Consider the following 12,549-nt stretch of genomic DNA (forward strand, 5'->3'; position numbering starts at 1 on the left):
GTGAAACGAGGCGGGAATTGTGGCCGATTCCAGGGCGTCGCGGCAGGCGCGAGCCCCCGGCACCGGGCCGACGATAGTCCGGCGGGGCGTGCCCGCAGGGTGTCGAAGGTCATGTGTGACGGCTTCGTAATGTTCTGGGAGGGCGGGACCGGGGACCGGGGACCAGGGACCGGGGTCCGAGCAGAGCGGCAGATCGCCGGGCTTCTGGCGGGTCCCGGGTCCCGGGTCCCCGGTCCCGAGTCACCAAATGACGACCTGCTTGTCCGCCGTGCGCACCATCGCCTGGCCGGGCTTGCACGAGAACGCGGCGGCGTAGGCCGGCAGGTTCGACGGCGCGCCGATCGCGCGCAGGTCGCTGGGGGCGTGCGGGTTGGAGGCGACCAGCACCTTCAGCAGGTCCGGCGTGTAGCGGTCGCGCCAGCTCATCGCATAGCTCATGAAGAAGCGCTGGTCGCGGCTGAAGCCGTCGGTCTTGGGATCGGGCGTGTCGCCGACGGCCCGATGCATGGCGTCGTAGGCGGTGGCCAGGCCGCCGAGGTCGGCGATGTTCTCGCCCAGAGTCAGCTTGCCGTTGACCTTCAGCCCCGGCGCCGCCTCGTAGCCGTCGAACTGCTCGATCAGCTTCTGGCTGCGCGCGGCGAAGCCCTTGGCGTCGGCCGGCGTCCACCAGTCGGCGAGGTTGCCGCGGGCGTCGAAGCGCGCGCCCTGGTCGTCGTAACCGTGGGTCATCTCGTGGCCGATCACCGCGCCGATGCCGCCGTAGTTGATCGCCGCGTCGGCCTTGGGATCGAAGAACGGCGGCTGCAGGATCGCGGCCGGGAACACGATCTCGTTCTGCAGCGGGTTGTAGTAGGCGTTGACCGTCTGCGGGCTCATGTTCCATTCGGTCTTGTCGACCGGCTGGCCGATCTTGCCCAGGCGCCACTTGTAATTGAATTCGTTGGCGGCCATGACGTTGGCGTAGTAGCTGTCGCGGCCGGTCGCCAGGCCGCTCCAGTCGCGCCACTTGTCGGGGTAGCCGATCTTCGGAGTAAAGCTGGCCCACTTCTCCAGCGCCTTCTTCTTGGTGTCGGCGCTCATCCACGACAGGTTCTCGATGCGCGCCTTCAACGCGGTGCGCAGCTGCTGCACCAGCGCCTCGGTCTGGGCCTTGGCGTCCGGCGGGAACGCGACCTTGACGTAGAGCTGGCCCATCGCCTCGCCGGCCTGGTCGTCGATGCCGCCGAGCACGCGCTTCCAGCGCGCCTTGGGCTCCTTCTGGCCGAGCATGGTCTTGGCGTGGAATTCGAAGTTCTCGGCGACGAAAGCGTCGCCGAGGTAGGGCGAGGCGTTGTCGACGGTGTGGTAGCGCAGGAACGCGCGCCAGGTCGCCGGCGGCACGTCGGCGATCATCTTGCTGACTTCCTGGTGGAAGCCGGGCACCGCCAGCGAGAACGTCTTCGGCGCGGCCACGCCCTGGGATTCGAAGAATTGGGTCCAGGAGAAATTCGGGGTCAGTTCGTCGGCCTTGGCCGGGCTGATCGGGTTGTAGTACAGGGCGACGTCGCGCGAGAACTGCTCGCTCGACAGCGACACCCGCGCCAGCCGGGTTTCGAATTCGAGCACGGCCTTGGCCTGCGCTTGCGCGTCGGCGACGCTGGCGCCGGCCAGCTCCAGCACCTTGGCGATGTGCTTGCCGTAGGCGGCGAGCTTGTCGCGCTTGTCGGCGTCGAAGTAATAGCCGCGGTCGGGCAGGCCGAGCCCGCCCTGCACGGCGTAGGCCATGTTCACCGCGGAGTTCTTGAAGTCGGCTTCCGGCGAGAAGTCGAACAGCACGTTGCGGCCGAGCGCGGCGCTGTCGCGCAGGTAGGCCGACAGGCGCGCGGGCGAATCCACCGCGTCGATCGCCGCCAGTTCGTCCTTCAGCGGCGCCAGGCCCTGGGCGTTGATCTTGGCCTCGTCCATGCCGGTGGCCCACAGGTCGCCGATCAGTTTCTCCACGCCGGCGGCCTTGGCGTCGCCGGCGGCCTGTTCGGCGAGCTGGCGCTGGATCGCCAGCGAGCGTTCGGCCAGCACGTCGGACACGCCCCACGAGGAGCGGTCGCCGGGGATCGGGTTGGCCGCGAACCACTTGGCGTTGACGTAGCCGGTGAGGCTGTCGCAGGCGTTGCGGGACGGGTCCAGGTCGGTCGCGGCGAAGCGCACCGGCTGCGGCAGCTTGGACTCGTCGAGCGCGAGCGCGGCGGCGGGCGCCGGGGCCTGGGCTTGCGGCGCGGCGGCCGGCGCGGACGGTTCGGGCTTGGCGCAGGCGGTCAGCGCGGCGGCGAGGGCCAGCGGCAGCAACAGGCGGCGGGGGCGGAGGGTCATCGCGGGAACTCCCTGAAGGCATGGAACGGGCGCGGCGCGGGCGCGCAACCCCGCGATGATGGACCCGGCGGCCGCCGGGGGAGGGTGTCTTCAGTCACGTGGGGTGGCGGGCGGCTTTGCCCGATGCGGGCTTTGCGGCGAGGTGGGGGCCGCTTCGGTTCCGATGCGCATGGTTCGGATCGCCGCGAACGGATCGCAAGGCATCGGGACTGAAGTCGCTCCTACAACAGCCCGCCGCCGCGAAACCTTCGTCGCCGGCCGCATGCTAATTTCGGCGCACGCCGGGGCCCCCGCCGCGGCCGAGGAGTCCGATCCGATGCGAGTGCATTTCCACGGCGCGGCCGGCGAGGTCACCGGTTCGCTGCACGAAGTCGAAGCCGCCGGCCATCGCCTGCTGCTCGACTGCGGCATGATCCAGGGCAGCCCCGAAGCCGAGCGCCGCAACCTGGATCCGTTCGGTTTCGACGCCGCCGCGCTCGACGCGCTGGTGATCAGCCACGCCCACATCGACCACATCGGCCGGGTGCCGCTGCTGCTCAAGCGCGGGTTCCGCGGCGAGATCCACGCCCAGCAGGCCACCGCCGAGCTGATGCGGATCATGCTGCTGGATTCGGCGTCCATCGCCGAAAGCGAAGCCGAGCGCGGCAACCGCAAGCGCCGCGCCGGCGAGCCGGAACTGCAGCCGCTGTACACCCGCGAGGACGTGGAGGAAACGATGCGCCGGGTGCGCCCGCTGCGCTACGGCAGCGACAGCGAGATCCTGCCCGGCGTGCGGCTGACCTTGCGCGAGGCCGGCCACATCCTCGGCTCGTCGGTGGTGGAACTGCGCGCCGACGGCCGCACCCTGGTGTTCTCCGGCGACCTCGGTCCGAAAGGCACGCCGATCCTGCGCGATCCCGAACCCATCGCCGCCGCCGACCTGGTGCTGATGGAATCGACCTACGGCGACCGCCTGCACAAGGACCGCGCCGAAACCATCCTCGAACTCGGCCGCATCCTCGAAGCGGCCTGGAACGACGGCGGCAACGTGCTGATCCCGGCGTTCGCGGTCGGCCGCAGCCAGGAACTGCTGTACTGGTTCGCCAAGTACTGGGACGAGTGGAAGCTCTCGCGCTGGAAGATCTTCCTCGACAGCCCGATGGCGGCCAAGGTGGTCGCCGTCTACGACCGCCACGCCGAACTGTTCGACGAGGACGCGGCGAAGGTGTGGAAGGAAAAGCCCAACCCGTTCGACCTGCCCAATCTGCACCTGACCGTATCGGCCCAGGAGTCGATGGCGATCAACGCGATCGAACGCGGCGCGATCGTCATCGCCGGTTCCGGCATGGCCAACGCCGGCCGCATCCTGCACCACTTCCGCCAGAACCTCGACAAGCCGCAGACCCATGTGGTGTTCGTCGGCTACCAGGCCGAGGGCACCGTCGGCCGACGCCTGGTCGAAGGCGCGCAGTGGGTGCGCATCCACGGCCGCGACATCCGCGCGCGCGCGCAGCGCCACACCATCGGCGGGCTGTCGGCGCACACCGACCAGCACGGCCTGATCGAGTGGTACGGCGCGATCGCCGGGCATCCGCCGCTGGCGCTGGTGCACGGCGAGGACAAGGCGCGCGAAGCGCTGGCGGGCGAGATCGGCCAACGCTTCGGCACCCGCGCGGTGCTGGCGCGGCCGGGCCTGACGTTGCAGGTTTGAGCCCGGCCATGAGCGATGCCATGAGCGATACGAACGCGAACGCCAACGGTTGCGACGGCGTCGATCCCAAGCAGCGCGTCGGCGCGGCCTTCGACGCGGACGCGATGCAACGCGCGCGCGAGCTGACCTGGCAGGCGGTGGAGCGCATCCGCGCGCAGATCGCGCCGGGGATGCGCGAATCGCAGGCGCGCGAGATGGGCCAGCGCACCCTGGTCGAGATGGGCATGGGCCGGATCTGGCACCCGCTGCTGATCCGCTTCGGCGCCAACACCCTCAAGACCTTCCGCGAGCGCTCCGAGGGCGATCCGGAACTGGGCGCGAACGATATCTACTTCATCGACATGGGCGTGGTCTGGAACGGCCACGAAGGCGATTCGGGCGATACCTTCGTGGTCGGCGACGACGCCGACATGCACGCCTGCGCCGCCGCCGCGCGGCAGTTGTTCGACGAAGTCGCGCAGCGCTGGCGCGAGCGCGGCGCCAGCGGGCCACAGCTGTACGGTTATGCGCAGGAACGCGCGCAGGCGCTGGGCTGGCGGCTGAACCTCGACATCCAGGGCCATCGGGTCAGCGACTTCCCGCATGCGGTGTACCGCGCCGGCGACCTCGGCGAGTTCGAAGGCACGCCGGCGCCGGGGCTGTGGATCCTGGAAATCCAGATCGCCCACCCCGAGCGGCCGTTCGGGGCGTTCTACGAGGATCTGCTGGTCTAGCGGCGCGCGGCGCGCCCGCCGGCAGGGAAGCGGACGGATCGCAGGAGGCAGGCATGAACGTGCGGTTGCGCAAACGCGTCGTCGGCGCGGCCGTCGCGGTCGGGTCGCTGGCCTCGATCGTGTGGCTGCTGCACCTGTGGCTGGGACCGCATTGCACCCCGCATGCGCGGGTGCGGGCGCAGGTGGCGATACTCGGCGAAAAGGTCCGCGCGTTCCGCTGCGACGTCGGCTTCCTGCCCGCGGCGCTGTCGACGCTGACCGCCGGCGACCTGCCTTACGGCCGTTACGCGAACGAGTACGACCTGACCGACAGCTGGGGCCGCGCGCTCTACTACGCCTCCGACGACCGCCAGGGCCGCTTCGCCCTGTTCTCGCTGGGGCGCGACGGATTGCCCGGCGGCGGCGACGAGGACGCGGACATCGTGTTCGAGGGCAGCCTGGCGCCGCTGGACCGCGAGATCTGGCGCAACCGCGGCTCGCCGGTGCAGGCCATCGATTGCAGCGCGTACCGGACGACGCCGCAACCGTCGCTGATGCTGCGCCAGGCCGCAGCCGCCGAAGCGGCCAAACCGGCGCCGCGGCGCGGCGATGACGCGAGCGGATGCCGGCGCGATCGATAGCGCGCGATCGCTGCGTCGCGATGCGGCGATTGCGAAGAATTTACGCGCGCCGTCGCCGGCCGGCATGGCGGCTTTATGCGGCCGGCGCGCACGCTGCGCGCATCCCCCCATCGTCGCGAACGCATGAGCATCCTGATCCTGCAAGGCCGCCATCCGGCTGCGCTGCCGCTGCAATCGCGGCGGCTGACCGAACTGCGCCGGCTCGCGCAGGCGGTCGGCCGCCACCTCGAACTGCGGCCCTGCGCGGACCTGCGCGAACTGATCGGCAGCCTGCGCGCGGCGCGTCGGCGCGGCTGCGAGTTCGTCCTGCTCGACCCGGGCGAACTGGCGCCGCAGGCGCTGGCCAGCCCCGAGCCGCTGCGGCAGGCGCTGGACGAACTGCCCAGCGACTACATCGAAGTGCACGCCGACAGCGCCACCACGCTCGACGAGCGCTTGCGCGCGCGCGCCGCGCCGATCGCCACCATCGTCATCAACGGAGATCTGGCCGCGAGCTACCGCCTCGCCTTGGGCATCGCGCTGCGGCGGTTGGGACGGGCCTGAGCCGGCGGTCGCCGCCGATGATCCGGCGTCGCGGGCGCGGCCGCGGCAACGATGCGAATTGAGCAGCCCATCGCATTCCGGCGGCCGCGGTCGCCGGCGGCGACGTAGGGTGTTTTCTACATAAGAAAGCGTTCTGAAGTTTTTTTCCGATCGGTGTAGGGAGGCGCTTCGCCACCGGCGTTAGATCGAGTGAAAGGCGCATTTTTTGTGTCCTTTCATGATGTCGGGCGTGGCCCGCGCCAACCCCCTGCGGGTCGCGCCCGGCGTTTTTCGACCTTCCCCATTCGGAGCCGTTCCTGCATGAAGATCCCCTCTGGAAAACGCCGTCACGCCGCGCTCGCCATCGGCATCGCGGTCGGCCTCGGCGCGCTGTGGTCGGGCCTGTCCTCGTCCTCGTCGTCGCCTGCGTCCGTCGCCGCGGCGGGCGCGCAGGCCGCGCATCCGGGCGCGACGGGCGCCGCGCCGGCGCCGGCCGGGCGCATGCTGCCGGTCGCGCTGAACGCCTTCGCCCAGCCGCGCAACGACGCCCAGGCCAAGCTCGGCGGGCAGTTGCTGCAGGCCCTGCAGGCCGCCGAAGCCGCCGCCGCCGCGCCGGGCGCGTCGGCCGTCGCCGCCGGCGCCGTCCGCGCGGGCGGCAGCGCCGGCGCCGCCGCGCCGAGCGTGGCCGTGCAGATCGCCGCGCTGGTCCAGGCCGGCGTGCCGGCCAAGCTGCGCGAGGACAACCGCGTATCGGTCCACATCGACCTCGCCGCCACGCCCGAACAGATCGAACGTCCCGGCGTGCTCGCGCGCCTGGGCGGCGAACTGGCCGGCAGCCTGCAGCGCGCCGGCATCCGCGCGCAGCAGATCGCCGGCTCCGCCGTGCTCGACGCGAGCGTGCCGCTGGACCGCATGGAGTGGGTCGCCGCACAGGCGCTGGTCGCGCGCGTGGATCTCAAGACCCTGCCGAACTTCGCCCAGGCGGCTCCCGCTCCGGTCGCCACCCAGGGCGCCGCCGCCAGCGAAGTGCAGCGCCTGCACGATCTGGGCTTGAACGGCGAGGGCATCACCGTCGCGGTCATCGACGGCTTCGACGACACCGACGGCGAAGTCGCCGCGTTGCAGGCCGCGGGCGAATGGCCCGACGCCGATCGCCTGATCCTGCGCCGCGACGCCGCCGGCGCTTTCGGCGCCGACGATTCCAGCCACGGCAACGCCGTGCTCGAGATCGCCTACGACCTCGCCCCGCAGGCCAGCTTCATCGCCTACGACACCAGCGACAACAACGACTGGGCCGCGGCCGTGCGCCACGCCGCCAACCTCGACGCGAACAACGTCGCCCAGGGCCGCCCGCGCGCGCAGGTCATCACCGCCTCGCTCGGTTTCGAGAACGGCAGCATCGGCGACGGCAGCGGCCGCCTGGGCTTCCTCAAGGGCCTCTACGACGCGATCCGCGCCGCCCGCGCCAACGGCGTGGTGGTGCTCAACGCCGCCGGCAACGAAGCGCTCAAGCACTGGGGCGGCGCCAGCAACGTCGACGCCAACGGCTTCCAGCGCTGGAACGCGGCGGGAGAGACCTACAACCTGCTCAACAACGGCCAGTGCTTCCCGGTGGCCGGCAACTACAGCCTGTCGGCTTCGCTGTTCTGGAACGACTGGGCCGGCGGCGCCAACGCCGCCAACCTCACCGACCAGGACTACGGCCTGCACCTGTACCGCCGCGGCAACCCGAACGCGCAAGGCGTGGCGTCGTGGGTGCTGGTCGGCTCGGTCGACGCGCGCCAGAACGGCGGCGCCGGCCAGGAGCCGGTGGAGCGCTTCAACTACACCCCGCCGGCCAACCAGGCCACGCGCGAGTGCGGCAACCGCGGCGCGGTCTACGCGGTGCGGGTCAGCCGCAACACCGCCGGCGCCAACAACAATCTGCAGCTGTTCGCCAACTGGGGCATCGGCCGCTCGGTGCCCGAGCGCAGCCTCAGTTTCCCGGCCGATACCGCCGACGTGCTGACCATCGCCGCGCTCAACGTCGGCGATTCGGCGCTGGAGAACTACAGCTCGCGCGGCCCGGCGCTGGCCGCCGGCGGCGCGCTGCCGGGCAACGGCGCGGACAACAACCCCAAGCCCAACGCCGCCAGCTTCGCCAACGTCGATACCGTGTCCTACGGGCCGGGCGAGTTCAACGGCACGTCCTCGGCGACGCCGCACGTGGCCGGCCTGGCCGCGCTGGTGCTGCAACGGCAGATCGAATTGGCGCAGGGCGACGCGCAGGACGGGCAAGATCCGCCGGACGTTCAGGACACCGCGGCCAAGCGCCTGGCGCTGGCCAACGCCACCCGCGACAGCCTGCAGCAGGTCGGCCGCACCGGCGGCAACGACCTCGGCGCGGTCGGCCACGACGGCAGCTGCGGCTACGGGCGCGTGCGCTTCCACGCCAACTCGGACGCCTGCTTCACCGCCGCGGCGTACCGCGACAACGTGATCGACTTCCTGCAGGAACAACTGACCGCGCAGGAACGGCAGATCCGCGTCGACCAGAACCAGGCGACCTGCGAGTCGCGCCAGTAAGCCCACGCGCGCGCCCGGCCGTTGCGGCCGGGCGTGCGCCCAAGTGTCGGACGCGGCGGGAGCCTAGTGAGGCTCCCGCCGTTTTTCATGCGGCGGCGTCGGCCGACGCGGGCCCGCGCGGCGCTTGCTGGGACTGGGGCTGCGCCGAGGCGTCGGCGCCGGCGTCCTCGCGCTGCAGCCAGCGCTGCATCGCATGGCGGAAGCGCGCCGCCTGCCGCTGCTGGCGTACGTATTCCTGATCCAGCGCGCGATACAGCGACCACATGATCAGCGCCAGCAACAGCGCGAACGGCAGCGCGGCGACGGTGATCGCGCCTTGCAGCGCATCCAACCCGCCGGCCAGCAGCAAGGTCACCGCGATCAGCGCCTGGATCGCGCCCCACACCGCGCGCCGCCACAGCGGCGGGTCCTCGCGTTCGTCGCTGGACATGCTCGCCAGCACCAGGGTGGCGGAGTCGGCCGAGGTGACGAAGAAGATCATCAGCAGCGCGATCGCCGCCACCGCCAGCAGGTGCGCCCCCGGCAACTGGTCGAGCAGCGAGAACAGCACCTGCTCGTAGCCCTGCGCCAGCGCGCCGCCGAGGTCGGCGCCGGCGAACATCTGCGCCCACAGCGCGGTGCCGCCGAAGGTGGCGAACCACACGAAGCTCATCAGCGACGGCACCAGCACCACCCCGAACACGAATTCGCGGATGCGCCGGCCGCGCGAGATGCGGGCGATGAAGCTGCCCACGAACGGCGCCCAGGCGATCCACCAGGCCCAGTAGAAGATCGTCCATTCGCCGACCCACGGGTCGCGCGAGAACGGCGCCATGCGCAGGCTCATGTTCGGCAGTTGGTTGATGTAGCTGCCGAGCGTGGTGGTGAAGGTCTCGAACACGAACGCGGTCGGCCCGGCCACCAGCACGAAGGCCAGCAGCAGCGCGGCCAGGGCGAGGTTCAGGTTGCTCAGCCATTTGATGCCGCGGTGCAGGCCGGTGAGGGTCGAGGCCATGTACAGCACGAACGCCACCGCGACCACGCACAGCTGCAGCGCCGGCGTCGCCTGCAGGCCGAACACGCGCCCCAGGCCGGCGCTGATCTGGATGGTGCCGAAGCCCAGCGTGGTGGCCACGCCGATCGCGGTGGCGACCACCGCGGCGACATCGACCAGCTTGCCGGGCCAGCGCCGGTGCCAGCGCCCGATCAGCGGTTGCAGCAGATCGCTGATCTGGCCGCGGCCGTTGCGGTTGAACTGGAACCAGGCCATCGCCAGCCCGACCAGGGCGTAGATCGCCCACGGGTGCAGGCCCCAGTGGAAGAACACATAGCGCATCGACGCGCGCGCGGCCTGCATGCTTTCCGGCGTCAGCCCCTCGGGCGGGTGCTGGAAGTGCGAGATCGGTTCGGCCGCGCCCCAAAACACCAGGCCGATGCCCATGCCGGCGGCGAACAGCATCGACAGCCAACTGGTGCGCGAAAACTCGGGTTCGGCGTCGTCGCCGCCGATGCGCAGGTCGGCGAAGCGGCCGAGCGAGAGATACAGCAGGAACAGCAGCGCGGCGAACACCACGATCAGGTACAGCCAGCCGGCCTTGGCCACGGTGAGCGCCAGCGCGAATTGCGCGGCGGCGTTGAATTCCTGCGGGATCAGCGCGCCGGCGGCGACCAGGGCGGCGAGCAGGACGATGGACAATCGGAAAACCAAAGGGCTCTCTCCATGCGGGCGCGCGAATGCTTCGCGCGCAGGGCGCCGCTGCGCGGAACGCGCGAGAGCGGACGGACACGGCCCGGACGCCCGCGAGCGCGGGCGCAGCCGACTGAGGCAGCGGCGATGAGGGACCGACGGAGGCGCTCCGCGTCGCGAGCCATGGCCGCGGCGGTGGCGGCGCAAGCGGACGCGAGGGTCCGGTGCGAGATGCGGAGCCCGGCGATTGTAGCAAACGCCGGATTTTCGGCCTTCACGCGGCCAAGACCACATCGTGCCGCAAGGCCTTTGAGCTTCGGTGGGAGGGCCTTCAGGCCCGATGCTTTCGTTCAGCTCACTTCGATCCGACACAAAGGCATCGGGCCTGAAGGCCCTCACACAGCAGGCTTGGCGCTGCGCCGGTAAGGCTTTGCCGCCCGTTCTCGTCGATGTCTCGGCTCGTGCGCTCAGTGCGCCGGCGCGGCGTTGCCGCGCCGCAGCGCCGCGGTCTCCCAGCCGGCGACGACGACGAACACCGTCGTGGTCGCCGCGCCGAGCGCCAGCGCCGACAGATGCAGCGGGCCGGCGGCGAACCACAGCGCGAGCAGCATCGCCAGCCCGGCCAGGTGCGACAGCGGCGGGAACCTGCGCGTGTTGGTGACCCACTTGAACAACGCGCAGCCCAGCAGGTACAGCGCCGGACCACCGACGATGGCGGCGACGCCGGCAGCATCGGCGTGGCCCGGATGCACCAGCACCAGTTCGTCGGCGACCGCGCAGACGATGATGCCGCCGACGATCGGCAGATGCAGGTAGGTGTAGGCCAGCCGCGCCTGACGCGCCGCGTCGCCGCCGTGGACCATGCGGTGTTCGCCGCGCGCCGCGCCGCTGTCGAAGTAAATCCACCACATCGCCACGCTGCCGAGGAACGCGCTCACGAACGCCGCCAGCGTGGTCGGGTTCCAGTCGAGCTTGGCGTAGGTGGCGCCGGTGATCAGGATCGATTCGCCCAGCGCGATGATCACGAACAGGCCGCAGCGCTCGGACAGGTGGCCGCCCTCGATGTCCCAGTCGGTCAGCGACGAGCGGCCCAGGCCGGGCACGCGGAAGAACGAGATCGGGCCGAGGTATTCGATCGCGACCGCGGCCAGCCACCACCACAGCCGCGCCTCGGGTTCGGCCAGCCCGCCGAGCAGCCAGAACACCGCCGACACGCACAGCCACACCAGGATGCGGACGAAGTTGCGGAAATTGCCGGGACTGCGGCCGCCGCGCAGCGCCCACAGCATGAACGCCGTGCGCCCGACCTGCATCGCGGCGAAGGTCGCGCCGTAGGCCAGTCCGCGCTCGGCGAAGGCGTGCGGCAGCGACGAGGACAGCAACAGGCCGCCGAGCATCAGCGCGAAGATCATCAGCCGCACCGGAACCTTTTCCGGGTCGAGCCAGTTGGTGACCCAGGAGGTGTAGATCCACAGCCACCACACGCCCAGGAACAGCAGCCCGGTGCGCAGCGCGCCGGCGAGGTCGAGGTGTTCGAGCAGGGTGTGCGAGAGCTGGGTGACGGCGAACACGAACACCAGGTCGAAGAACAGTTCGGCGAAGCCGACCTTGGCGTGGCCTTCGCGCAGGCGCAGCAGGCTGGGGCGGGATGGGGTCATGAGCGGAGGGGCCGGGGCGGGAGCGGAAACAGACTAGCGCGACGGCTCGCGCAGGCGGCGTGCAGGCGGGAGAGGGCGGGTGTCCATGAGAGGGGCTTCAGGCCCGACGCGCGTTGCAGTGGGAGGGCCTTCAGGCCCGATGCGCGTCGTGGTGGGAGGGCCTTCAGGCCCGATGCCTTTCGCTCCGGTCGCGGCGATCCGGGACAAATGCATCGGGCCTGAGGGCCCTCCCACCGCAGCCAGTCGCCTTCAGCTCTTGGCCAGCCGCCACCACAGCAACGCGGCGACTGCGGCCGGCACGGCGTACACGCCGAGGAAGATCGGCAACTCCTCGGCCACGGTGTAGCCGGCGCGGGCGACGCCGATGTACAGGTTGATCCCCGCGCCGAGCAGCCACAGCGGCAGGAAGGCCTGGATCGCCAGGATCAGCGGCGCCGCGCCGGGGCCGCCGAGGCCTCGGCCGACGAGCAGGCACACGGCGAGCAGGGCGAAACCGCCGAGGATGACGAGGACGGTGTGCATGCGGGTTCCCCTGGCTTCGATAGGAAGGCGTTCGACAACGATGCGTTCGACAACGATGCGTTCGATGGCGGGGCGGCTGCGGCAGCGCGAACGTGCGGCCATCTTTCGCACCGGCGCGTGCAAGCCGCGTGCAGATCGGCGTTCGCTGTCGTTGCCGACCGCGGTCGTCTCCCGGACGAGACGGCGGCGAAGCGTTCGAGCCCCGCCGCCGCAAGATCCGCACGGACGCGCCGGACCCGCCATGCGC

General features: G+C 71.0%; 11 protein-coding genes and 2 pseudogenes. 7 read left to right on the top strand and 6 right to left on the bottom strand.

The window, feature by feature from the left end; translation table 11 throughout:
* Window positions 1–240 precede the first annotated feature (240 nt).
* Window positions 241–2,346 (bottom strand): M13 family metallopeptidase, encoded by a 2,106-nt coding sequence (locus tag RDV84_RS15315; RefSeq protein WP_425606257.1) that lies wholly within the window; start codon window positions 2,344–2,346, stop codon window positions 241–243.
* 58 nt (window positions 2,347–2,404) lie between these two features.
* On the opposite strand from RDV84_RS15315, the pseudogene RDV84_RS26540 reads away from it, so the two are divergent.
* A pseudogene (locus RDV84_RS26540) lies at window positions 2,405–2,572 on the top strand (DUF6053 domain-containing protein); the annotation flags it as partial.
* Here RDV84_RS26540 and RDV84_RS26545 read toward each other — a convergent pair.
* Window positions 2,491–2,757: pseudogene (locus RDV84_RS26545) on the bottom strand (DUF6053 domain-containing protein); the annotation flags it as partial. The pseudogenes RDV84_RS26540 and RDV84_RS26545 overlap by 82 nt on opposite strands.
* Here RDV84_RS26545 and RDV84_RS15320 point away from each other — a divergent pair.
* From RDV84_RS15320 to RDV84_RS15340, 5 genes are all read left to right on the top strand, one after another.
* Window positions 2,663–4,036, top strand: coding sequence for an MBL fold metallo-hydrolase (locus tag RDV84_RS15320; protein ID WP_309150814.1), 1,374 nt, complete (start codon window positions 2,663–2,665; stop codon window positions 4,034–4,036). The pseudogene RDV84_RS26545 and the gene RDV84_RS15320 overlap by 95 nt on opposite strands.
* A gap of 20 nt (window positions 4,037–4,056) precedes the next feature.
* Window positions 4,057–4,749: a M24 family metallopeptidase gene (locus RDV84_RS15325; protein ID WP_309150815.1), complete on the top strand. Its 693-nt coding sequence runs from the start codon at window positions 4,057–4,059 to the stop codon at window positions 4,747–4,749.
* Window positions 4,750–4,802: 53 nt separating this feature from the next.
* Window positions 4,803–5,369 (top strand): type II secretion system protein GspG, encoded by a 567-nt coding sequence (locus RDV84_RS15330; protein ID WP_309150816.1) that lies wholly within the window; start codon window positions 4,803–4,805, stop codon window positions 5,367–5,369.
* 123 nt (window positions 5,370–5,492) lie between these two features.
* Window positions 5,493–5,912: a type II 3-dehydroquinate dehydratase gene (locus tag RDV84_RS15335; protein ID WP_309150817.1), complete on the top strand. Its 420-nt coding sequence runs from the start codon at window positions 5,493–5,495 to the stop codon at window positions 5,910–5,912.
* A 300-nt stretch (window positions 5,913–6,212) separates the two neighbouring features.
* On the top strand, window positions 6,213–8,456 hold the full coding sequence (locus RDV84_RS15340) for a S8 family serine peptidase (RefSeq protein ID WP_309150818.1): 2,244 nt from the start codon (window positions 6,213–6,215) through the stop codon (window positions 8,454–8,456).
* Window positions 8,457–8,541: 85 nt separating this feature from the next.
* Here the strand turns inward: RDV84_RS15340 and RDV84_RS15345 are convergent, their stop codons facing one another.
* From RDV84_RS15345 to RDV84_RS26550, 3 genes are all read right to left on the bottom strand, one after another.
* Window positions 8,542–10,143 (bottom strand): BCCT family transporter, encoded by a 1,602-nt coding sequence (locus RDV84_RS15345; RefSeq protein WP_309150819.1) that lies wholly within the window; start codon window positions 10,141–10,143, stop codon window positions 8,542–8,544.
* 446 nt (window positions 10,144–10,589) lie between these two features.
* On the bottom strand, window positions 10,590–11,780 hold the full coding sequence (locus tag RDV84_RS15350; RefSeq protein WP_078999994.1) for a low temperature requirement protein A: 1,191 nt from the start codon (window positions 11,778–11,780) through the stop codon (window positions 10,590–10,592).
* Window positions 11,781–11,813: 33 nt separating this feature from the next.
* On the bottom strand, window positions 11,814–12,014 hold the full coding sequence (locus tag RDV84_RS26550; protein ID WP_425606256.1) for a DUF6053 domain-containing protein: 201 nt from the start codon (window positions 12,012–12,014) through the stop codon (window positions 11,814–11,816).
* On the opposite strand from RDV84_RS26550, the gene RDV84_RS26555 reads away from it, so the two are divergent.
* A complete protein-coding gene (locus RDV84_RS26555) occupies window positions 11,920–12,126 on the top strand; it encodes a DUF6053 domain-containing protein (RefSeq protein WP_425606386.1) in 207 nt (68 codons plus the stop codon). The genes RDV84_RS26550 and RDV84_RS26555 overlap by 95 nt on opposite strands.
* On the opposite strand, the gene RDV84_RS15355 is transcribed toward RDV84_RS26555, so the two are convergent.
* Complete coding sequence (locus RDV84_RS15355) at window positions 12,030–12,302, bottom strand: hypothetical protein (RefSeq protein WP_309150820.1); 273 nt, start codon at window positions 12,300–12,302, stop codon at window positions 12,030–12,032. The two genes, RDV84_RS26555 and RDV84_RS15355, sit on opposite strands and share 97 nt — an antisense overlap.
* Between the last annotated feature and the right edge of the window lie 247 nt (window positions 12,303–12,549).

The sequence above is a fragment of the Lysobacter yananisis genome, from assembly GCF_031199375.1.
GTDB lineage: Bacteria > Pseudomonadota > Gammaproteobacteria > Xanthomonadales > Xanthomonadaceae > Lysobacter > Lysobacter yananisis.

What these genes read in the sequence shown, in the direction of transcription:
- RDV84_RS15315 (WP_425606257.1), bottom strand. Translation starts at nt 2,346, where the DNA reads ATGACCCTCCGCCCCCGCCGCCTGTTGCTGCCGCTGGCCCTCGCCGCC.
- RDV84_RS15320 (WP_309150814.1), top strand. Translation starts at nt 2,663, where the DNA reads ATGCGAGTGCATTTCCACGGCGCGGCCGGCGAGGTCACCGGTTCGCTG.
- RDV84_RS15325 (WP_309150815.1), top strand. Translation starts at nt 4,057, where the DNA reads ATGAGCGATACGAACGCGAACGCCAACGGTTGCGACGGCGTCGATCCC.
- RDV84_RS15330 (WP_309150816.1), top strand. Translation starts at nt 4,803, where the DNA reads ATGAACGTGCGGTTGCGCAAACGCGTCGTCGGCGCGGCCGTCGCGGTC.
- RDV84_RS15335 (WP_309150817.1), top strand. Translation starts at nt 5,493, where the DNA reads ATGAGCATCCTGATCCTGCAAGGCCGCCATCCGGCTGCGCTGCCGCTG.
- RDV84_RS15340 (WP_309150818.1), top strand. Translation starts at nt 6,213, where the DNA reads ATGAAGATCCCCTCTGGAAAACGCCGTCACGCCGCGCTCGCCATCGGC.
- RDV84_RS15350 (WP_078999994.1), bottom strand. Translation starts at nt 11,780, where the DNA reads ATGACCCCATCCCGCCCCAGCCTGCTGCGCCTGCGCGAAGGCCACGCC.
- RDV84_RS26555 (WP_425606386.1), top strand. Translation starts at nt 11,920, where the DNA reads ATGCGCGTCGTGGTGGGAGGGCCTTCAGGCCCGATGCCTTTCGCTCCG.
- RDV84_RS15355 (WP_309150820.1), bottom strand. Translation starts at nt 12,302, where the DNA reads ATGCACACCGTCCTCGTCATCCTCGGCGGTTTCGCCCTGCTCGCCGTG.